General features: G+C 60.8%; 15 protein-coding genes and 1 pseudogene. 11 read left to right on the plus strand and 5 right to left on the minus strand.

Annotation, left to right across the window (positions count from 1 at the left end):
* Nucleotides 1-124 precede the first annotated feature (124 nt).
* On the plus strand, nt 125-1147 hold the full coding sequence (locus tag B0G77_RS23865) for an IS30 family transposase (RefSeq protein WP_133664546.1): 1023 nt from the start codon (nt 125-127) through the stop codon (nt 1145-1147).
* 289 nt (nt 1148-1436) lie between these two features.
* On the opposite strand, the gene rarD is transcribed toward B0G77_RS23865, so the two are convergent.
* Nucleotides 1437-2348 (minus strand): EamA family transporter RarD, encoded by a 912-nt coding sequence (gene rarD / locus B0G77_RS23870; RefSeq protein WP_133664547.1) that lies wholly within the window; start codon nt 2346-2348, stop codon nt 1437-1439.
* Between the two features lie 23 nt (nt 2349-2371).
* Nucleotides 2372-3310, minus strand: a complete 939-nt coding sequence (locus B0G77_RS23875) for a LysR family transcriptional regulator (protein WP_133664548.1) — start codon at nt 3308-3310, stop codon at nt 2372-2374.
* A 651-nt stretch (nt 3311-3961) separates the two neighbouring features.
* Between B0G77_RS23875 and B0G77_RS23880 the strand changes: the two genes are divergently transcribed.
* On the plus strand, nt 3962-4906 hold the full coding sequence (locus B0G77_RS23880; RefSeq protein ID WP_133664549.1) for a cupin domain-containing protein: 945 nt from the start codon (nt 3962-3964) through the stop codon (nt 4904-4906).
* Here B0G77_RS23880 and B0G77_RS23885 read toward each other — a convergent pair.
* A complete protein-coding gene (locus B0G77_RS23885; RefSeq protein ID WP_133664550.1) occupies nt 4903-5865 on the minus strand; it encodes a LysR family transcriptional regulator in 963 nt (320 codons plus the stop codon). The genes B0G77_RS23880 and B0G77_RS23885 overlap by 4 nt on opposite strands.
* Before the next feature lie 285 nt (nt 5866-6150).
* Between B0G77_RS23885 and B0G77_RS23890 the strand changes: the two genes are divergently transcribed.
* The 5 genes and pseudogenes from B0G77_RS23890 to B0G77_RS23910 all read left to right on the plus strand — a co-directional run.
* Complete coding sequence (locus B0G77_RS23890) at nt 6151-7071, plus strand: LysR family transcriptional regulator (RefSeq protein WP_133664551.1); 921 nt, start codon at nt 6151-6153, stop codon at nt 7069-7071.
* A 95-nt stretch (nt 7072-7166) separates the two neighbouring features.
* Entirely contained in the window at nt 7167-8576 is a 1410-nt protein-coding gene (gene tcuA, locus B0G77_RS23895; protein WP_133664552.1) for an FAD-dependent tricarballylate dehydrogenase TcuA, read from the plus strand.
* Nucleotides 8563-9777 carry a tricarballylate utilization 4Fe-4S protein TcuB gene (gene tcuB / locus B0G77_RS23900; protein WP_243751188.1) on the plus strand — a complete coding sequence of 405 codons (1215 nt, stop codon included), beginning with the start codon at nt 8563-8565 and terminating at the stop codon, nt 9775-9777. Before tcuA ends, tcuB begins: the two co-directional genes overlap by 14 nt.
* Nucleotides 9778-9842: 65 nt before the next feature.
* Nucleotides 9843-11159 (plus strand): MFS transporter, encoded by a 1317-nt coding sequence (locus tag B0G77_RS23905; RefSeq protein WP_133664554.1) that lies wholly within the window; start codon nt 9843-9845, stop codon nt 11157-11159.
* A 222-nt stretch (nt 11160-11381) separates the two neighbouring features.
* Nucleotides 11382-11549, plus strand: a pseudogene (locus B0G77_RS23910) (carboxylate--amine ligase); the annotation flags it as partial.
* A 19-nt stretch (nt 11550-11568) separates the two neighbouring features.
* Here the strand turns inward: B0G77_RS23910 and B0G77_RS23915 are convergent.
* Nucleotides 11569-12780: a porin gene (locus tag B0G77_RS23915; RefSeq protein WP_133664555.1), complete on the minus strand. Its 1212-nt coding sequence runs from the start codon at nt 12778-12780 to the stop codon at nt 11569-11571.
* Nucleotides 12781-12811: 31 nt separating this feature from the next.
* A complete protein-coding gene (locus B0G77_RS23920; RefSeq protein WP_133662124.1) occupies nt 12812-14041 on the minus strand; it encodes an ISL3 family transposase in 1230 nt (409 codons plus the stop codon).
* A gap of 403 nt (nt 14042-14444) precedes the next feature.
* Here B0G77_RS23920 and B0G77_RS23925 point away from each other — a divergent pair, with 403 nt between their 5' ends.
* The 4 genes from B0G77_RS23925 (at nt 14445) to rpoD (ending at nt 20326) form a co-directional block, all read left to right on the plus strand.
* The gene (locus tag B0G77_RS23925; protein WP_133664556.1) at nt 14445-15095 is read left to right on the plus strand and encodes a site-specific integrase; all 651 of its coding nucleotides are present in this window, start codon (nt 14445-14447) and stop codon (nt 15093-15095) included.
* A gap of 194 nt (nt 15096-15289) precedes the next feature.
* Nucleotides 15290-16729 carry an MFS transporter gene (locus B0G77_RS23935; RefSeq protein WP_133664557.1) on the plus strand — a complete coding sequence of 480 codons (1440 nt, stop codon included), beginning with the start codon at nt 15290-15292 and terminating at the stop codon, nt 16727-16729.
* A 315-nt stretch (nt 16730-17044) separates the two neighbouring features.
* Nucleotides 17045-17593: a hypothetical protein gene (locus tag B0G77_RS23940; RefSeq protein WP_208116487.1), complete on the plus strand. Its 549-nt coding sequence runs from the start codon at nt 17045-17047 to the stop codon at nt 17591-17593.
* An 822-nt stretch (nt 17594-18415) separates the two neighbouring features.
* On the plus strand, nt 18416-20326 hold the full coding sequence (gene rpoD, locus B0G77_RS23945; RefSeq protein WP_243751189.1) for an RNA polymerase sigma factor RpoD: 1911 nt from the start codon (nt 18416-18418) through the stop codon (nt 20324-20326).
* Nucleotides 20327-20537: the final 211 nt, after the last annotated feature.

Raw genomic sequence — 20537 nt, forward strand, 5'->3', positions numbered from 1 at the left:
ATTTTTTCAGGGGCCGCCATATTGACCTTTCTTTCAAAGTCGGGGCTGGTGGGCCGCACGGATGACATTATGCCCGGCGCGATCAATTTTGAAGTGCAACACCTTGATCTGCTAAGGTGCGCACATGACTACAAGAAAGTATCAGCAGTTGCAGCCTGAAGAACGTATCACTATTGCCAGCATGAAACAGCAGGGTTTGAGCGTGCGGGCCATGGCCCGCACGCTTGACCGCTCAGCTTCGAGCGTCAGCCGTGAACTGGCGCGTAATGCGTGTCCGGTGCGCGGCTACGCTTCGGTAGTCGCGCAGACCATCAGTTCGAACCGGCGGGCTGCAGCGCGCACGCCGGGTAAGCTGAATCCCCAAGGCGCACTGTGGCGCATTGTGCTCAGTCTGCTTAGCTGGAAGTGGTCGCCGCAGCAGATCTCCGGTACGCTGACGCGCATGTGGCCCGATGACCCTTCCATGCACGTCTCGCACGAGACCATCTACAACGCAATCTATGCACACCCGCGCGGCGAACTGCGCCGCCAGCTCATCTCGTGTCTGCGCCAGGCTCGCAGCACGCGAATGCCACGCAGTCGTGGCAACGACAGACGGGGCAAGATCGCCGACATGCTGAGCATCCACGTACGCCCGCCTGAGGTGAACGATCGGGTCATGCCCGGGCACTGGGAGGGAGACTTTATCAAGGGTGCGGGCAACCAGTCCTCCGTGGGAGTTCTGGTCGAGCGCACCAGCCGGCTTGTCCTGCTCGCGAAGATGGAGGATGCCACCGCCGCCTCAGCGCTGGCCGGCTTCACCGCCAAACTGAACTCCATCGCCACGCCACTGCGTCAGAGCCTGACCTATGATCAGGGCAAGGAGATGGCGCGGCATCCGGAACTCACCGCCGCCACCGGCGTGCGCGTGTATTTCTGTGACCCGCACAGTCCGTGGCAGCGTGGCACCTGTGAGAACACCAACGGACTGCTACGCCAGTATCTGCCCAAGGGCACCGATCTCTCGGTCTACAGCCAGGATGAACTTGACGACATCGCCGACAGCCTGAACAGCAGGCCCCGTGCTACCCACGCCTTTCACTCGCCTCTGGAAGTCTTTGCGCGCATGCTCGAGACCAACACGCAAACACCTTCAACCCTTCATTAACCTGTTGCATTTCGGTTTTGAAACCGCCCCCTCAATACCGCTACGGCAAATGATCGACGTCACTGGCGAGCGTTGTCGAGGCATCGCCGCGTCGAAGGGCCGCTCGCCCCTCATGAGTTGACGTTCGCGAACAGATCGTGACGGGCCGTTCCTGGCCGATCCCTGCCTGACGGCGATCGGCAGCACGCGACCCCGAACGGCCACTCGCCACGCTTTTTGGAGTGTCGAATGCTCATTCGGAAGCGACCGGTCGCGGGCTAGATTTGGACCGCTGGTTGAGCGCTTCACTTTAGTTGCAGTCGCACGGCGATCCTGCAAGGGCACGGCGTTTCAGTTTGAAGCCAGCCAGGTTGATCCCACCTTCGGCAGCGAGAAGCAAGACCGCGATCCAGATCGGAATATACGTTAACCACTGTTCCGCATGGATTCGCTCTCCAAGCATCAGGGAGACCATCACCATCAGAACTGGCTCAACATACCCCAGCAATCCGAACAGCCCGAATGGAAGCAGCCGGTTCGCAGCCGTATAGGCCATAAAAGCGGCAGCACTGATGATAGCGAGCAAACAAAGCAAAACGCTCAGGTGCGGGGCGGTAGAAAAAGCATCGTGTGGCGTGCGGGAGACAAAGCAGAACGCAGCGGGCAAGGTTAGCGTGACGTCAAACCAGAGGCCGCCAAGGTGAGCCGTATTCAGCCTGCGCCGCAGAGCGAAATACGCAGGGAACCCGAGACAGACAAAGAGCGATGTCCAGGATACGCCGCCAACTTGATAGAATTCGTTAGCGACGCCGATGGCTGCGGATGCGGCCGCGAGCTTCTGCATACCGCTCAGTCTCTCTTTGTAGAAGTAGCGGCCAACAAGCAGCATCACCAATGGAAGGAGGAAGTAGCCCATGGAGACGTTAAGCGCCTGGCCATTGAGCGGGGCCCACATGAACAGCCATTGCTGGCTTCCCAGAAGCGCGCTGCTCAGCACAAGGTAAAGGAATAGCTGAGGACGCTTTCTGATCCGGAAACACAATGCCTTAACCTTGCTCCACTCGCCAGTTGCAATCAAGAAAACGGTGATGCAAGGCATCATGAGAACCATCCGCCAGCCAAATATCAACTCGCCCGTCAGCGGGTGCAGCAACGTAGAGTAATAGTACAAACCCGCAAAGAGGCTTGTGGCTGTGATGGACAAAGCTACACCTTTCAACACGTCGTTCTCCTATTTAAGGCTCGTCATCGCAGAGGAAAATCCCACGGTGCTCCGTGCCTGAATCGGCTTTCGATCCAGCTTTTGAAGGCAGACACCGGTGCTGCTTCATATTTGGCGGAAGGCCGGACAAAAGATATGTCTCCCGCTGAATCCAGTTCCCAATCCGGCAGTACGCGGACCAGTCGTCCTTGCGATATGTCCTGATTCATAAGCCACTCCCCCGCGCCGACAATTCCTGCTCCCGAAACTGCGGCTGCTAGCAACGTGTCGCTATCGTTAGTCGTTAAACTTCCGTCGACAGGACAGGTGTGTCGCTCCTCTCCACGAACCAGCTTCCATTCCGGGTATGATGTGAATCCGCTAAAGCGAAGGCAATTGTGATTTATCAAATCGGCCGGTCCTGCGGGGTGGCCTCGCCTTTTGACATAGGACGGTGCAGCGCCCAGAATCCGGCGATGCGTGCTCAGTTTTTTTGCTACCAGTCGGCTGTCTTCAAGCTCACCGATACGTATAGCTGCGTCGAACCCTTCGCGTATCAGATCGACAAATCGCTCATCAAACTCAGCAACCACTTTTACCGCCGGATACGTCTCCATAAACTCTGGCAGTATCGGTGCAATCCATCGACGCCCCATCGAAGCAGGGAGCGCCAGTCTCAAATTTCCTCGGACGTCGGCAGATTCACTTGCTGCCTGCCGCTCTGCATCACTGATCATCGCCATTGCGATTTGCAGACGCGACGCCATATCTAGCCCAACCTGGGTCAATCGAACATGTCGCGTCGATCGCTCCATCAATCGGACGCCAAGTCGTGCCTCCATCGCGGCTATCCGCTTCGAAAGCACGGTCGGGTGGCGGTTCAAAAGCTTCCCGGCTGCAACGAAGCTGCCTTGCTTTGCCACCGCAAGGAAGGCTGCGATTTCGTCAGAGTGACGGTTATCGAAAATATTGGCGTATTCCATTGGTCCGTCCGAAAGGTTGAACGAGATCGATTGCGCTGATTTCGTGATCGACGCGTCCGACCGTCTCCCGATGACCTTTCGATGCGTCAAATTATGGGAAAGTCGGACTCGTGCATCAAGCGGGATAAGTGCAGATAATTGCTGCACATGATGCAGCAATTCCGCAACGAATGGCAGGGAAACCGGGAGACTTGCGGGGTCACACCGCAGGGGATGGCAGCTAACACTTCGAAAGCATTCGTAGGATAACTGGTGCCGGGCGTCCCTGATTGGCCGGTCACTGCCTCATACAATTGGCATACAAGACCCCAACCTCGGAGGGTAGCGATAGGCAGCAGGCGACCCGGAGCGGTCGATCAGCGTCCGAAAAAAAACTCCGCTGTCGGTACCATTTCGGCCCGTCAACACAACCTCGTTCAACATTGCCCCTTGGTCGAACCTTGGCCGATGATGAACTGCATAGCGGCCTGGCACGAATAACCCGCCGCGCCTCGAAACCGTCGCACGTTGTTCCTTTTGCGCAAAGGTGATTTCGATGTCCGGCACTTCTGGCGCAAACGCCGCGCGCCTAAAGTCAGGTCGGCCTTCGGACGCGGGTCCTCATAAATGGACCCGCGCGAAGCCTCCTCAAAAGTCGAAAGGAGTAAAACCATGCTGACCAGGACATCCCCCGCGGTTCGCACTGAACCGAATGTCGCCACGGAAGACGCGCAATACTTCGAATACACCTCGTCCGCCAATCCGATTGGTGCGAAGCTCATTTCGCGTGTGCCGTTCCGTAACTTTCCGCCTTCGCTTTATGCAGACGGCGCAACTCGGGTCGTGCCGCTCGATCTGTCTGCCGAGCTGGGTTGCCCCTGTCCCGCGACCAGTCCCGGTCTGAGCGCCAGCTTCCTGCGCATCAATGCGGGCGATGCGTTGACACTCGATCCGAATGCGACCTCGCAGGTCTGCTACGTCATTAGCGGATCGGGTAGCGTGAAGCAGTCGGAAACGAACTTCCCGTTTTCGATGGGCGATTTCTTCACGTTCCCGGGCGGCCATGCCACGGTGCTGTCCGCTTCTGCGACGACCACGCTGTATTACGTCAATGACGCGCCGCTGCTGACCTATCTTGGTACCACCGGTGTACATGCGCGCTTTGCGCCGACACGCTATCCGGCCGCCGAGGCGCAGGCAGCTTTGCGCGCGGTCGCGGAACAAGCGAACGCGGGTCGTCGCAACCGAATTAGCGTACTAATGGGCAACACCAACTTTCCGCAGACGCGCACGGTCACGCATGTGTTGTGGGCGATGTTCGGTATCGTGCCACCCAACTCGGTGCAGAAGCCGCACCGGCACCAGTCGGTTACACTAGACTTCATCGCCGGCGGCAAGCCGGGTGTCTATACGCTGGTCGGAACCGAACTGGACTGCGATGGCAATATCGTGAATCCGACGCGCGTCGACTGGGAAGCGGGAATGGCATTCGTCACGCCGCCGGGACACTGGCATGCACATTTCAATGAAACGAACGAAAACGCCTATGTGATTCCGATCCAGGATGCAGGATTGCAGACTTACCTGCGCACGCTAGACATCCGCTTCGCCCACTAAGGCTGAGGCTCCAGTGCGAGTCCGTCGTCCCAGTACGGCGGCTCGCCAAACGCCTCGGCATAGAAATCCACGAAGGCGCGCACCTTCGACGAGACGGTCTTCTTCGGTGGGTAGACCGCCCAGACCGCGGGTTCGGCTCGTCCGGTGCGTGCTTCCCATTCCGGCAGCACGTGCTGCAGGCGCCCTTCGCGCAGGGCCGTAGAGGTGAGCCATGTCGGCAGCAGCGCCACGCCACAACCGGCCACGGCGAGCGCGAGCACGGCTTCGGAGTCGTCAGCGCGCAAGCGCCCCTGCAATTCCACCAACACCTGTTCCTGTTCTTGCAGCGCCCGCGCGTCCGCGGTGACCAACGTGAAATACCATTTGTCGTCCGGTACCGGGGGTACGCGAAGCGCATCGTGCGCGGCCAGATCGCCAGGGACACGTGGTGTGCCGCTACGCGCGAAATACGCCAGGCTGCCACAGACGATACGACGATGCGGTGCCAGGCGCCTCGCCATCAATGACGAATCGGGCAGCACGCCGGTACGGATCGCCACATCAATGCCCGCGTCGATCATGTTGAGCGTTTCGTCCGCAGAGACGATGTCGAGGTCGATATCAGGATAGCGCGCCATGAAGGCCGGCAGATGCGGCACGATGTGCAGGCGGCCGAATGCCGGTGGCATTGTCACGCGCAGCACGCCTTGTGGCGTGCGATTTAGCGACGACGTCACTTCGCGCGCGTCATCGAGTGCTTGCAACGCTAACAAGGCGTGTTCACGAAACAGTCGGCCGCCTTCTGTCAGGACGAGGCCGCGCGTCGACCGGTTGAATAGGGCGATGCCCAGATCGCTTTCGAGTTCGCTTACGTAGCGCGAGACAGTCGAGGTCTTGACGGACAGTGCATTGGCCGTCTTGCTGAAGCTCTGCAGTTCCGCTGCGCAAACGAAGGCCCGTACTGCGGCGAAGTAGTCCATGGACTGTCTGACGTGAATGGGATTACCTGGCTTTTGCCTGGACCGGTAGTGTACTGCCCGGGCGCGGCCAGCGTGATGAGGAGTCGATCACGTCGTCAAAGCTATCGCGTTTGGATGCAATGTCCGCTTCATGAGGACAGGCAGACGCTCGACGCCAGGACCGATTGAGATCCCGAGCTTATCGGCTTCCCGACCAATCAAGGAGTTACGTTGCGGGCGCGTTTAGTTTGCCCTTTTCCGTTGCCCTGCCAGAATGGAGCCCACGCCCACTCTCCGGAGAAACGCATGGAATTGCGACAGTTACGATATTTCGTCAGTGTCGTGGAGCACGGAAGCATGGGGCGCGCCGCGCTCGAACTCGGCGTGGTCACTTCCGCGCTCAGCCAGCAGATCAGCCGGCTGGAGAGCGAGCTCTCGACCCGTCTGCTGCAGCGCACGTCTAGCGGCGTGGTGCCAACCGACGCAGGACTCGCGTTCTGGCGGCAAGCGCAGCTTGCATTGCGTCATGTTGACGATGCAGCGCTTGCCGCCCGGCAGGCCCGTCTTTCGGGCCATGTGAGCGTAGGCCTGGCACCGAGCACCACGGGCGTACTGGGATTGGCCTTCATGCAGGCGATGCGCGAACGCTACCCCGACGTCCGGCTGCGCATGGTCGAGAGTTTGTCGGGGTATCTTGCTTCCATGCTTGGCGCGCGGCAGATCGATCTCGCGATCCTGTTCCACGAGGAGCCGGCCCAACGTTGGAGCGTCATACCGTTGCTTGACGAACGGCTGTTCGTCATCGGCACCAGCACGCTTCACGGCATGCCTGCCGGCTCACAAGTACACATCGCGAAGCTCGGCGAGCTGCCGCTCATTCTGCCGAGCGGATCACACGGCCTGCGCGCGCTGTTGGCCGCCTCATTCAAACGCGCAAGGTACGAGCCGCGTATCGTCGCCGAAGTCGATGGCCTTGCCATGCTGATGGACGCGGTGCGCGGCGGGCTTGGGGCAACGATCCAGCCAGGCGCGGCGCTGGCGCGCCCGGAAAACGCGGCTCTAGCGAGCGTCCAGATCGCGGATGCCGACGCCAGAAGACCGAACCTGATCGTCAGCGTCTCCGATGACGAATTGTCGCCCGCCGGGCTCGCTGCGCGGGTCGTACTTGCCGATGTCGCCCGGGCGGTCGTAGCCGAAGGCCGCTGGCCGGGCGCGACTCTGCGCTAGAGAACCCTTCACGAAGCCTGAAGCCCCCTTGCCGCTTTGCTGATGGCGGCGGGTGCCGTCGCCCTCTACAGTTCGTCTCAAAGGAGACAACTGAGATGATCGACGTGCTCATCATAGGCGGCGGCAATGCGGCGCTATGCGCCGCCCTCATGGCCCGCGAAGCCGGCGCCTCCGTGCAACTGCTCGAATCGGCACCCAGGGAATGGCGCGGCGGCAACTCCCAGCACACACGAAATCTGCGCTGCATGCACGATGCGCCCCAGGATGTGCTGGTCGACGCCTATCCCGAAGAAGAATACTGGCAGGACCTGCTCAAGGTCACTGGCGGCCTGACGAACGAGCATCTGGCGCGTCTCGTGATCCGTGCGTCGTCCAGTTGCAGGCCGTGGATGCAGAAGCACGGCGTGCGGTTCCAGCCACCCCTTTCAGGCGCGCTGCATGTGGCCCGGACCAACGCGTTTTTCATGGGCGGCGGCAAGGCGCTGGTCAATGCGTATTATCGCAGCGCTGAAGCGTATGGCGTCCAGATTCGCTACGACACCCCGATAGACGCCATCGAGCTCGATGGCGACCGGTTCGTCGCTGCGAGAAGCGGCAAGCAACGTTTTGAAGCACGCGCGTGCGTGCTGGCGGCCGGCGGCTTCGAATCCAATCGCGAATGGTTGCGAGAGGCGTGGGGCCAGAATGAACGCGGCGAGTGGCCCGCCGACAACTTCCTGATTCGCGGCACCCGCTTCAACAAGGGCGTCTTGCTGAAATTCATGATCGATGCGGGCGCGGATGCAATCGGCGACCCCTCGCAATCGCATTGTGTGGCAATCGACGCACGCGCGCCTTTGTATGACGGTGGAATCTGCACCCGGATCGATTGTGTGTCGCTCGGCGTAGTCCTTAACCGCGACGCGAAGCGCTTCTATGACGAGGGCGAAGACTTCTGGCCAAAGCGGTACGCGATCTGGGGCCGCCTTGTGGCGCAGCAGCCCGACCAGATCGGCTACTCGATTATCGATGCCAAGGCCATCGGCCGATTCATGCCGCCGGTCTTCCCGGGTGAAAGATCCGACACACTTCCGGAACTCGCCCGAAAACTGAAGCTGCCCGAGTCCACGTTCGTCAAGACGATCGACGCGTACAACGCCGCGTGCAGGGTTGGGACATTCGACCATACTGCGCTCGATGACTGTCACACGGAAAACCTGCTGCCACCGAAAACTCACTGGGCGCGCCCGATCGATACGCCACCCTTCTATGGCTATGCATTGCGACCCGGCATCACGTTCACGTACCTCGGGCTCAAGGTCAACGACAAGGCCCAGGTGCATTTCGGCGGACGCCCAAGCGACAACCTTTTCGTAGCAGGCGAAATGATGGCCGGCAATGTGCTCGGCAAGGGTTATACGGCGGGCGTCGGCATGTCAATCGGCACCGCTTTTGGACGCATCGCGGGCGCTGAAGCGGCAGAGGCCGCTACCCAACACCATGGAGTTCACCGTGCACAAGCTTGAAGCACTGGCTCGCGAGGCTCAGGAACTCGCGTCGGCTCCCTCCGGTATCCATCGCTCCATGAGCGAGCTGCCGTCTCCGGTCATTCGCGTTCTTCCGTTGACCGACAACGAAGCTGAAGTCGCAAGACAGATGCAGATATGCAATGCCTGCCGCTATTGCGAAGGATTCTGTGCAGTCTTTCCGGCCATGACGCGCCGACTCGAGTTCGGCAAGGCCGACGTCAACTATCTCGCCAACCTTTGCCACAACTGCGGAGCGTGCTACCACGCATGCCAGTACGCCCCGCCGCATGAGTTCGCGGTCAACGTACCGAAGGCGATGGCTCAGGTTCGGATAGAGACCTACGCCGAATACGCATGGCCATCCTTTATGGGCGCGCTTTACAAGCGCAACGGCCTGACCGTCTCGCTCGCGCTTGCAGCCGGTCTCGCGTTTTTTCTCATTCTCGGCGTCTGGCTGAAAGGGTCACTCACCGGCGAGCGCTTGGGCGGAAACTTCTATGCTGTGTTCCCGCACAACCTGCTGGCTGCGCTTTTTGGAGCGGTATTCGGCTTTGCGATCCTTGCACTCGGAGCCGGCGTGACGCGATTCTGGCGTGATGTGTCCGCCGGGACGGCGGCCTCGGTTCCCGCCGTCGCCGAGGCTACGAAGCATGTGCTTGCACTGACTTACCTCGACGGCGGGCACGGAGACGGCTGCAATGAATCGAGCGACGCGTTCACACTCGCCCGTCGCCGCTTTCACCATTTCACGTTCTACGGCTTCATGCTGTGCTTCGCGGCCACCGTCGTCGCGACCTTCTATCACTACGCGCTCGGACTGCACGCTCCCTACGCATTGTTCACCCTGCCTGTGCTCCTCGGCACCGCGGGCGGGATTGGCCTGCTTATTGGGCCGGCGGGGCTGCTATGGCTCAACCTGCGCCGCCACCCGAATCACGGCGATCCGAAGCAGCGACCGATGGATCGAGGCTTCATTGCGCTGCTCCTGCTCACCAGTGCAACCGGGCTCGCGCTTCTGGCCTGGCGCGACACCGCTCAAATGGCATGGTTGCTCGCGGCACACCTGGGCGTAGTCATGGCGCTCTTCGCCACGCTGCCGTACGGCAAATTTGCCCACGGAGTCTATCGGTCGGCTGCACTCCTGAAGTCGTCGATCGAAAAGCGACAAGTCAATACCCCGCAAACCGGGTCCGACTGACCGCAAACCGGTCGAACGCTGTCGACCGGCCGTTAGCAATAAAAATACATCCATGGAGACAAATCATGAACGCCTCATCGTTAGCGGCGAAAGATCCGGTTGGCGCTCGCACGTCAAAGTTCAGCGCAGTCCTGCGCGTCACCAGCGGCAACTTTCTGGAACAGTTCGACTTTTTTCTATTCGGCTTTTATGCCGCCCAGATTGCCAGGGTGTTCTTCCCGTCCAGTAGCGAGTTCGCATCGCTGATGTTGACGTTTTCCGTCTTTGGGGCGGGGTTCCTGATGCGACCGCTCGGCGCCATCGTGCTTGGGGCGTACATCGACGAAGTCGGCCGCCGTAAGGGGCTCATCGTGACATTGTCGATCATGGCGAGCGGCACGATCCTGATTGCATGCGTGCCGGGGTATACGACGATCGGCATGCTCGCGCCTGCACTGGTGCTGGCGGGACGACTTCTGCAGGGCTTTTCGGCCGGCGCCGAGCTCGGCGGCGTCTCGGTGTACCTTGCGGAAATGGCGTCCCCAGGCCGCAAAGGCTTTTATACGAGCTGGCAATCGGCGAGCCAGCAGGTCGCCATCGTGGTCGCAGCGGCGCTCGGCTATTTCCTTAACAACTGGATGACGGCGAATCAGATTGGCGCGTGGGGCTGGCGTATTCCGTTCTTCCTTGGCTGTGCGATCGTGCCGTTCATTTTCTTCCTGCGGCGCTCATTGCAGGAGACGGAGGAGTTCAAGAAGCAGCGCCATCATCCGCGCGTCGGCGAGGTGTTTCGAACGATGCTGGCAAACTGGCGCACCGTCTTTGCAGGCATGCTGCTCGTCGCGATGACGACCACCACGTTCTACCTGATCACCGTGTACACCCCGACTTTCGGCAAGACGGTGCTGAAGCTCACGACTGCGGACAGCCTGCTGGTCACTATCTGTGTTGGCATATCCAACTTTATCTGGCTACCGATCGGCGGTGCGTTGTCGGATCGTATTGGGCGCCGGCCGATCCTGATCGCGATCACACTGCTTGCCATCTGCTCGTCATACCCGGCTCTTTCCTGGTTGGCGGCCGCGCCAAGCTTTGGCCGCATGCTCGCGGTGCTGCTGTGGTTGTCGTTTTTTTTCGGGATGTATAACGGCGCGATGGTCGCGGCTCTGACGGAAGTCATGCCGGTCAACGTGCGCGTCGCTGGTTTCTCGCTCGCTTTCAGCCTTGCAACCGCCGTCTTTGGCGGATTTACTCCCGCCGTGTCGACCTATCTCATTCAAGTGACCGGCGACAAGGCGGCGCCCGGTTATTGGTTGAGTTTCGCAGCCGTATGTGGCCTCGTCGCGACGCTTGTGCTCTATCGGCGAGGCGGTGCAGCGGAGCGATCGGCGACCGTCGCCTGACGAGTCGCGCAAGGCACGCATCTCGTCGCCTGGCCCGCAGAGCGGCGGGACCAAAATGCCTATGCGCCCCGCTCCGAATGATTCGGTTCCAACAACCTTTGCTCGCGAATCGCCGCGTCCCGGCGAACCGGCATCTCGCGACTGAACTCACCGCTGTCCGCCCGCAACGTGCTGTTTTGTAAGCAAGCGAAGTGCATTGCTTAAACTTCAGGAGACATTTCCATGCAAATCACCGGTATGTTGCACGGCGCGCGCCTGCTGCAATTCGTCGGATTTCCGGCCAGCGAAATCCTGGGTCCGAGCGCCAGCGAAGAGGAAGTCAAGGCGCTGATCGACCGTCATCGCCAGATCTTCATTAAGCCCGTCTTCAAGGGCGGAGTCGGCAAGAAGGCGCTGCTCGCCTACCCGATCAAAACCGGTGGATGATGCCCACGCCTGCCGCGAACTGGCTGCGTGACGAGGACGGCGCGCCGTTCTGACCATCTCCGATATCAGCCGTTGCGTTGATGATGCTCGTAGACGTACCGGCCTTGTTCGGCGCTAAAGTCTGGCCGCCCGCACGTTGGTAGGCTTCCAGCGCATACAGTCCGGTACGTTTAGAGAGGCTGTAGTACTGTGAGAGATTGAATTGCTGATAGCGCGCCGCACTTGTGATGCCATTTGACTGCGTTGCCCTTGTATAGCTATAGCCGGCAGCCAGATCCAGCGCCGTCAGCGGCTTGAAGTGCAACACTGCGCCAGCCGTGTTGAAGATCGCTTCGTTGCGGAACGCCGAATTGACGCCGGGAATGTATTGCACGTTCGAATACGAGAACGACACGTCCCATTGGGAGTTGAACGCGTAACCGCCTGTCACAGCAACCCGCTGCTGGGCCTGCGCCGTCTGATAGCCGTTGTTAATGCCCGACACAGCTGGTTGCGCACCGGCATTCGACGTCGTGGAATCCGCGCCCCACGCACCGCCGCCGGGCGTCGAGTTATTGATGCGCTGGAAGCCCGCAGCAATGCCAAACGGACCGCTCAGGTACTGCAATGCCGCGCTCCACGTCGAACCCGCGTTAAGGCTGCCCGGCACACCGCCCAGCGAATACGAGCCGCCTGCCGTCAGACCATGGAAATTCGGTGACGTATACACCAGCGAGTTGTTCACGCGGTAATCCACGTCGAGCGCATCGATATCGCCCGGGTGGGCGCCATAGGCGCCAATTAGCCACGTTGTAGGGCTATAGGGCGCGAGCAGGTTGTAGTACGACGTGTACTGGCGGCCTGCCGTCAGTGTACCGGAGGTAGGATTCGTCACGCCCACATACGCCTGACGACTGAAGCCGAGGCCTGTGACGGACTGAGCGCCCGTTGCACTGTTGAAGCCCTGTTCCAGCTGGAAGATCGCCTTCGTGCCGCCGCCCAAATCCTCGCTGCCCTTCAGGCCGAAGCGGCTCCCCCCCCAGATACCGTTGACCATCTTGACCGCCGACCGGCCACCCGTTGTCGAACCAAGTGACGTCTGGCTGCTCTGATAGCCGATCCCCGCGTCCACGATGCCGTACAACGTCACGCTGCTCTGGGCGTGCGCGCTGAGAGCAACCAACCCAAAAGCCGAAGTTGCTAGTACCTTTTTCAGGCTCTTTTAAAAGCGCAGTGGGTAATGCGGCTCACGAGGCATGCGGATTGAGTGCTGAGAAGTCGAGTTTGCCCGCGATGAGAAACAGCACGGTGCGCATGGTCTTGAAGCTGGCGTATCCCCGTGCCTTGCGCTTGGCGGCCTGAAACAGGCCGTTGATCGCCTCAATGAATCCATTGGTCTGGCGTGTCTGCGCCCACGCGATGATGCCGTCGAAATGACGACGGATCATGCGCGCGACGTCCTTCATGGGCTCGACCTTGGAACGCATGACGTTGCCGCACCACCGGCGCAGCATTTTGGAGACGACGTGGATCTGTTTGCGATCGAGAATCTCGCGCAGTTGCTCGCGGTACATCCACGCTCGGGCCGTGCGGTTGGTGGCGTACTGGCTGATCAGCGCCTCGAGATCGGTCAGTTGCGCGAGATCGAGTTTCTCGGCATCCTTGAGCAGCGACCAGCGCATGCCCTTCAGCGAGGGATCGGTTTTCTGCTGCGCGCGGCGCACACCATCAAGCGCTTTGGACGCATGCGCCACGACATGAAACTTGTCGAAGGTCACACGCGCGTCGGGCAGGTGTTCGTCCACGCCCTTGATGAAGGCAGCCGACATGTCGATGCTGACCGATTCGATCTGTGCAGGCGTGGCATTATGTTCCTCCAGGTGCCGGGCAAAGCGTTCGACAACGCCGGCATCCTTGCCTGGCGTGACGAAGACCACGCGCCTTGCGTCCATGTCGGCGACCAGCGAGATATAGTCCTGCCCACGTCGGGCCGACGTTTCGTCAATGGCCACCGCGGTAACTTCGGACAGGTCGGTCGCGGCCACGGCCAGGTCCACGTAACGGTCACAGATGGCCTTCACCCGATGCCACGACAGGTTCACCACGCGGGCCACCGCGGCAAATGTCATCTCCCGGCACAGCGTCAGCACGAGCGCTTCAAACAGCAGCGTGAAGCCGTCCAGCTTGCCTATCCAGTCGGGTTCGACCAGGCGCACCGAGCCGTCCGGCAGACGCACCCGCGGCACCCGAACCTCCAGATAGCACTCGTGCTGAAAGAAGTTGAGGTGGCGCAGCCGCTTGATCTGGGTGTCGTGAGCCGGATGCTCGCCCGCGACGCCGGGATAGGGAAAGCGCGTACCCGCGACAAAGTCCACGGCAATGGTCAGTTCACGCCGCGCGGCATCGAAATCGACGCCTTGCACGTACCACGGGGCCTTGATTCCCAAGGCGGCTTCAAACAGTTGGGTCTGGTTCATCGGTTCACGTTGTCTTGCAGGGCTGGTTGCCGCATTCTGCCGCAACCAGCCCTGTCCCAGCTTACTTCTTCAACGCGCGTCAAGTATTCGCTTCGCCGGGCTGACGCCCGTACTTGACCCGCCAAACCAGCCACTCGGAATTTGAAATAGGCGAGAAAAGCCTCCCCGGACGTTCGAAGAGGCAGCAGAGAAGTATCTGACTCAGGAAGCAGGAAAGAAGGATTTCGAGAGTAAGGAACGTCACCTCGTCTGGTTCGGCCAGTGGTTCGCCGGCCGCGCATTGCACACGATCACCCGACAGGAAATTCTGGATGCCGTCCCGACGCACAACAGGAGGCTGAAACAGGACGTGCGGCCGGTATGCCCAGCGACCCGAAACCGCTATCTCGCAACGATCCGCGGAATGCTGAAGGACGCCGCCGAAGAGTGGGACTGGATCCATGAGGCGCCGTCGCTGCTTGACTTGCCGGAAGCAAAAAAACGAGTCCGGTGGATTACCCAGCTGGAAGCGCAGCGCCTGCTGGCATGCATGACGCCGATGTGGATGCGCGAGGTAACCGAGCTGGCATTCAATACGGGACTCCGATGGTCGAATGCAGCGAAGCTGGAATGGGCTCAGGTCGATCTGGTCAGGAAGTGTGCGTGGATTCATCCGGATCAGGCGAAGGCGAAAAAGCCGATTGGCGTCCCATTGAACCCCGCAGCGGTCGAAGTAATCCGACGGCAGATCGGCAAGCACGGGCAGTTCGTGTTCACGACGAGGGGACACGGCCTCGCAAGGCTGGACAACCGGCTGTGGAAGATTGCATGCGCGCGCACCGGGCTCACCGATTTCCGGTTTCACGACACGCGCCACACTTGGGCGACATGGCACGTCCAGAATGGAACGCCTCTGAACGTGCTGATGGAATTGGGCGGCTGGGCGTCCTACGAGATGGTGCTGCGGTATGTCCACCTCGCCCCCGACCATCTGGCCGAACATGCAAACGCGGTCACACTTTGGTCACAGGCGGGTCTCAGCGAGTCTGCAAACGGTCTGAAAAGCGTTGGGTGATACCGGCGAAAACTCTTTCCGGATAAGGGTTTGATGCAAAACAGAGGCCGACTGGCGGCAACCATGTCGGCCCTGTAACAGCCGGATGCCGGATCCGTTCTATGTCGACGATTATTGGTCAAGTCTATTGAAAGGAACCGGGCCTCGAAGTCTGCTGGCATCGAGGCCCTTTCCACATCCACCCAGAGGATGCCATGTCGACTGCCGCCGCTCCGTCGTCCACCTCCCGTCCCACAGCCGCCGCGCGCCTCGAGCGCCTGCCGTTCTCCGGCTATCACCGGACGATCTTCATCATCATCGCTGTCGCGTTCTTCTTCGATTCGGTCGACCTCGGCACGATGACGTTCGTGCTCGGATCAATCAAGACGGAGTTCGGGCTGTCGAGTGCGACCACCGGCCTCGTAGCGAGCGCGAGCTTTTTCGGCATGGTGCTCGGCGCAGCCGTAGCCGGTCTGCTCGCCGATCGCTTCGGACGCCGTCCGGTATTTCAGTGGAGCATGGTGCTGTGGGGCGTGGCTTCGTATCTGTGCTCGACGGCCCAATCGGTCGATGCGCTGATTTTCTATCGTGTGCTGCTCGGCATCGGCATGGGCATGGAATTTCCGATTGCGCAGACCTTGCTCTCCGAGTTTGTGCCGGCCGCATCGCGCGGCCGCCTCGTCGCGCTGATGGACGGCTTCTGGCCGCTCGGCTTCATCACAGCCGGAGTGGTGTCGTACTTCGTGCTGCCGCACTTCGGCTGGCGCAGCGTGTTCGGGCTGCTGGCGATCCCCGCCGTGTTCGTGCTGATCGTGCGCCGCATCGTGCCCGAGTCGCCGCGTTGGCTCGAACATCGCGGACGACTGCATCAGGCCGACAGCGTGCTCGCGCAGATCGAACTCAAGGTCATGAAGTCGAACGGCCTTGCTTCCTTGCCTGTGCCGTCGATGCTCGCGGAGCCGCCTGCCGCGCGCGCGGGCAGCGCGTTTCGCGAAATCTGGGGCGCCGCTTACCGGCAACGCACGATCATGGTCTGGCTGCTCTGGTTCTTTGCGCTGCTCGGTTTTTACGGACTGACATCGTGGCTCGGCGCACTGATGCAGCAGGCCGGATTCGCAGTCACGAAATCGGTGCTGTATACGGTGCTGATCTCGCTTGGCGGTATTCCCGGCTTCCTGTGCGCAGCGTGGCTTGTCGAGCGGTGGGGACGCAAGCCGACGTGCATTGCCTCGCTCGTCGGCGGTGGCGTGATGGCCTACGTGTATGGGCAAACGGCGTTGCACGCGGATAGCGTCACGCTCCTGATCTGGACCGGGCTCGCGATGCAGTTCTTCCTCTTCGGCATGTGGGCGGTGCTTTACACGTACACGCCGGAACTCTATGGGACGGGTGCGCGCGCAACGGGTTCGGGATTTGCGTCGGCGATTGGCCGGGTTGGCTCGTTGATCGGTCCGTATGTGGTCGGCGTCGTGCTGCCGATGTTCGGCCAGGGTGGCGTCTTTACGCTCGGCGCATTGTCGTTCGGCGTGGCGGCGTTCGCGGTTTGGGTCATGGGCATCGAGACAAAGGGACTCGCGCTGGAAACCCTCGCCGCAAAGGCCGCACCGGAAGCGTCACCCGAATATCGCGGCGTAGCAGTCGACGAAGTTCGTTGAGTGGGTGGTCGATGCAGGCGCCTGAACGGTGTGGCCAGATCAAAAGCGGCGGGCAATACGCAGCAGTGCCTCATCTACCAACCCGAAGAAGACCGCTTCTATCGAACCGAGTGGCATCGGCGGGTTGACGTTTTGTCATTGAACGATCAACGCGCACTGCAATCAAGACCTCGCCGTCCCGGGCCCGTCGCCATGCCACCGCAGGCGGCATAAACTGTGGAATGTAGTCTGTCCGATCGGAAGGATGACGCCCGTGCAGCGTAGGGCTGACAGCACCGGATAATCATCCGGCTGACTTCATGAAAGTAGTTCGAGATGGAATCGCGTCGATCGAAATCAGCGCAGACGGCGTGGCGTCGCGGCTGCAACGCCCACCGCGTGCTGGCTTGTGCCGCGGTATTCGCGTTGAGCGCCTGCGCGCAGCCGTGGGAGAGCTTTCAACCCGGCGAAGCGCAATCTGCTGTCATCGCCCGGCTGGGTCAACCGCAGGAAATCTATGACCTGCCAGACGGTTCGAAGCGGTTGATGTGGCCGACCCAGCCGATGGGAGAGACCACTACGGCGGCGGACATCAATGCAGCGGGCAAGGTGATCAGCGTCAGGCAGGTGCTCCAGCCGACTGAGTTCTATCGCGTCGAGCCGGGTAAGTGGATGAAACAGGACGTGCTGGTCAACTTCGGCCGCCCTGAAGAGGTGGTTTACTTTCCAATGATGAAACGCGAAGTATGGAGTTATCGCTATCTCGAAGACGGCGTCTGGTACCTGCTCTTTAACTTCTATTTCGACAACGCCGGTGTGCTGCGGTCGACCCAGAAGAGTCCGGACCCGCTCCATGAGCAAAATGACAACAACCGCCCATTGTGACTGCGCTGACGCGGGATTTTGACGACCCGCGCACATGGGAAAAGCGGGAGGCGCAGCCACTACGTAAAGGCGTCGGCAAGACGGCTGTCCGGATGCTGTTCCGGCGTCACCGCGCGGGCAATGGAGAAACGTCGATTTGATCGAGCAGATTGCTTTCGAGAAGCCGGCTTGATTGTCTCGGCGGCAGGATCCGGCCGACTGTCAGGAACTGAGCGAGAACCGGGCAAGCGGAATTGCCGGGGACAGAGCAATCGTAGAGCTGGTCAACAGTGACTGATGGTGAAATATCCGCGGAAGCGCGTCGGGCCGCGTCAGCCAACCTGATCAGACCTTACCCAGTCAGGATCGTCGACAGCGTGGCAGCCAGGGCCGTGAAACGTCTGCCAGACGCCCGCCCCATCGAGCCGGTCCTGTCGCGTCGATTCATCAGACGTAACAGGATATCGAGGCCAGCGGTCGTCGAGCCCACAGGCGACCTCTGCCATCTGATAGCGATCTGATAGCGAGACCCGGCCCCACACACTTGAATCTGCAGATTTACTGCCCACATGATGAGCAGCGAGGCAGCGGCCGAGGTAGAATATCGCCCTTTTGCCCGGACGAGCGCCCGAGGCTCGAGGATCCGGCAAGCCCAAGTGGCAACTGCCGCGGCCAGTTCCATTCTTTTTGCACCGACGCCCTCATCACGGCCTTCCTGTGGCCTGAAGCGACGGTTTGGCGCGCGCATTCGTCCAGTCTAATCAGTCACGTAGGTCGTCAGTAAGGGAGCAGCAGTCAATGGCAAGCGGGGAACAACGAACGGTAGCGAAAACTGGATCAACGATGGCTTCCAGGAAGGATGCCGGCAAGAATGCGGTAATGCCCGCCGTTCCTGCTGAATCTGCGCTCGAAGCGGACGAGCGTCGCCAGCAGCTGCGCGAGCTGATCCAGCTCGGCAGGGAACGCGGTTATCTGACGCATGCCGACATCACCGACCACCTGCAGGGCAATTTTACCGACACGGCGGCGATGGAAAGCATCGTCCGGACGTTCGCTGAAATGGGGGTCACGATCTACGAGCAGACGCCCGACGCTGAAGCGCTGCTTCTGCAGGACGCTGCCGCAGGAACCGCAGACGACCAGGCTGACGAAGAAGCCGAGGTCGCCCTGTCGACGGTCGACTCCGAATTTGGCCGGACCACCGATCCCGTGCGGATGTACATGCGCGAAATGAGTTCGGCAACCTTGCTCACGCGTAAGGAAGAGGTCGAAATCGCGATGCGCATCGAAGACGGGCTCGCGAGCATGGTCCATGCGATCTGCGCCTGTCCGTCGACAATTGCGACGATTCTCGAACTTTCGGATCGCGTCGCCCGCGATGAAATGCGTATCGACGAGCTGGTCGACGGTGTGATCGACGACGGCATCAGCGAAAACTTCGATGCCGCCGCCCAGGACGACACCACGAGCGACGACTCGGAGACGGAAGACGACGGCGACGAAACCAGCGCTTCCCAGGCCAACGAGGCGAATCTCGCCCAGTTGAAGGAAGAGTGTCTGACGCGCTTTGGCCGCGTTGCCGACCAGTTTGCGTTGATGGAGGCGGCCTACACCGCGAGCGGAGCCGAGTCGAAGGGGTTCATCGCGGCACAGGACGCAGTGCGCGAAGAATTGCGCACGATCCGCTTCACCGCAAAGATCATCGAGCGCCTGTGCGCCGACGTTCACGCGATGGTCGAAGAAGTGCGCGGGGTCGAACGCCAGATTCTTCAGTTGATGGTGGACCGTTGCGGGATGAGCCGCGACGAGTTCATCGCGAGCTTCCCCGGCAACGAAACCGACCTCTCCTGGGGGCGCGGCCTTGCAGGCAAATCGCGTTCATACAGCGACGCGGTCGGGCGCAGCCTGCCGGACCTCGAAGCGCATCAGCAAAAGCTGATCGATATTCAGGCGCGGGCGGTTTTGTCGCTGACCGAACTGAAGTCGGTGAACAAGCGGATGCTGGCTGCCGAGCGTCAGATGCGGCAGGCGAAGCACGAGATGACCAAGGCCAACCTGCGCCTCGTGATTTCCATCGCAAAGAAGTACGTGAATCGCGGGCTGCAATTCCTGGACCTGATTCAGGAAGGCAATATCGGCCTGATGAAGGCAGTCGACAAGTTCGAATATCGCCGCGGCTGGAAGTTCTCCACGTACGCGACGTGGTGGGTTCGCCAGGCCGTCACCCGCGCGATCGCCGATCAGGCGCGCACGATTCGCGTGCCGGTGCACATGATCGAGACGATCAACAAGCTCAATCGCATCTCGCGGGAAATCCTCCAGCGTACCGGCAAGGAAGCGGATGCAGCGACGCTCGCCGCACGCATGGAGATGCCCGAAGACAAGATCCAGAAGATCATGAAGATCGCGAAGGAGCCTGTGTCGATGGAAACGCCGATCGGCGAGGATGGCGACACGAGTCTCGGCGACATGATTGCAGACGGTGACACGGTGTCGCCAGCCGACGCCGCGCTGCACGAAAGCCTGCGCGCGACCGTGCGTGCGGCGCTCGAAGAGCTGACGCCGCGCGAGGCCAAGGTGGTCAGAATGCGCTTTGGTATCGACATGGCCAGCGACTACACGCTGGAAGAGGTCGGCAAACAGTTCGACGTGACGCGTGAGCGGATTCGCCAGATCGAAAGCAAGGCGATGAAGAAGCTGCGGCATCCGAGCCGTGCAGACCGTCTGGCTGCGTTCATGGGCGAGCGTTCGTAACTGCCCCTGCGCTGCCTGCGCCAGTCTTGGCGCAGGCAGCCATCAACCCTCAGTGCCGTTTCCGGCGGTCCCTATCCGCCTTCTCAGGAAACAAACGGCAGCTTGCTGGCTCGCGCCTCCGCGAGCATCGACAGCGTAATCTCACGAACCTCCAGCCTGAATTCAGCCGCCGCACGCTGCCCACGAGCCTGCCTACGGCACGGCTAGGCGC

The organism is Paraburkholderia sp. BL10I2N1, from assembly GCF_004361815.1.
Taxonomy (GTDB): Bacteria; Pseudomonadota; Gammaproteobacteria; order Burkholderiales; family Burkholderiaceae; genus Paraburkholderia.

Coding starts and splice junctions, on each gene's coding strand:
- B0G77_RS23935 (WP_133664557.1), top strand. CDS start 15,290: ATGTCGACTGCCGCCGCTCCGTCGTCCACCTCCCGTCCCACAGCCGCC.
- tcuA (WP_133664552.1), top strand. CDS start 7,167: ATGATCGACGTGCTCATCATAGGCGGCGGCAATGCGGCGCTATGCGCC.
- B0G77_RS23925 (WP_133664556.1), top strand. CDS start 14,445: ATGCTGAAGGACGCCGCCGAAGAGTGGGACTGGATCCATGAGGCGCCG.
- B0G77_RS23890 (WP_133664551.1), top strand. CDS start 6,151: ATGGAATTGCGACAGTTACGATATTTCGTCAGTGTCGTGGAGCACGGA.
- B0G77_RS23875 (WP_133664548.1), bottom strand. CDS start 3,310: ATGGAATACGCCAATATTTTCGATAACCGTCACTCTGACGAAATCGCA.
- B0G77_RS23940 (WP_208116487.1), top strand. CDS start 17,045: ATGGAATCGCGTCGATCGAAATCAGCGCAGACGGCGTGGCGTCGCGGC.
- B0G77_RS23920 (WP_133662124.1), bottom strand. CDS start 14,041: ATGAACCAGACCCAACTGTTTGAAGCCGCCTTGGGAATCAAGGCCCCG.
- B0G77_RS23885 (WP_133664550.1), bottom strand. CDS start 5,865: ATGGACTACTTCGCCGCAGTACGGGCCTTCGTTTGCGCAGCGGAACTG.
- B0G77_RS23865 (WP_133664546.1), top strand. CDS start 125: ATGACTACAAGAAAGTATCAGCAGTTGCAGCCTGAAGAACGTATCACT.
- rpoD (WP_243751189.1), top strand. CDS start 18,416: ATGGCTTCCAGGAAGGATGCCGGCAAGAATGCGGTAATGCCCGCCGTT.
- B0G77_RS23905 (WP_133664554.1), top strand. CDS start 9,843: ATGAACGCCTCATCGTTAGCGGCGAAAGATCCGGTTGGCGCTCGCACG.
- B0G77_RS23880 (WP_133664549.1), top strand. CDS start 3,962: ATGCTGACCAGGACATCCCCCGCGGTTCGCACTGAACCGAATGTCGCC.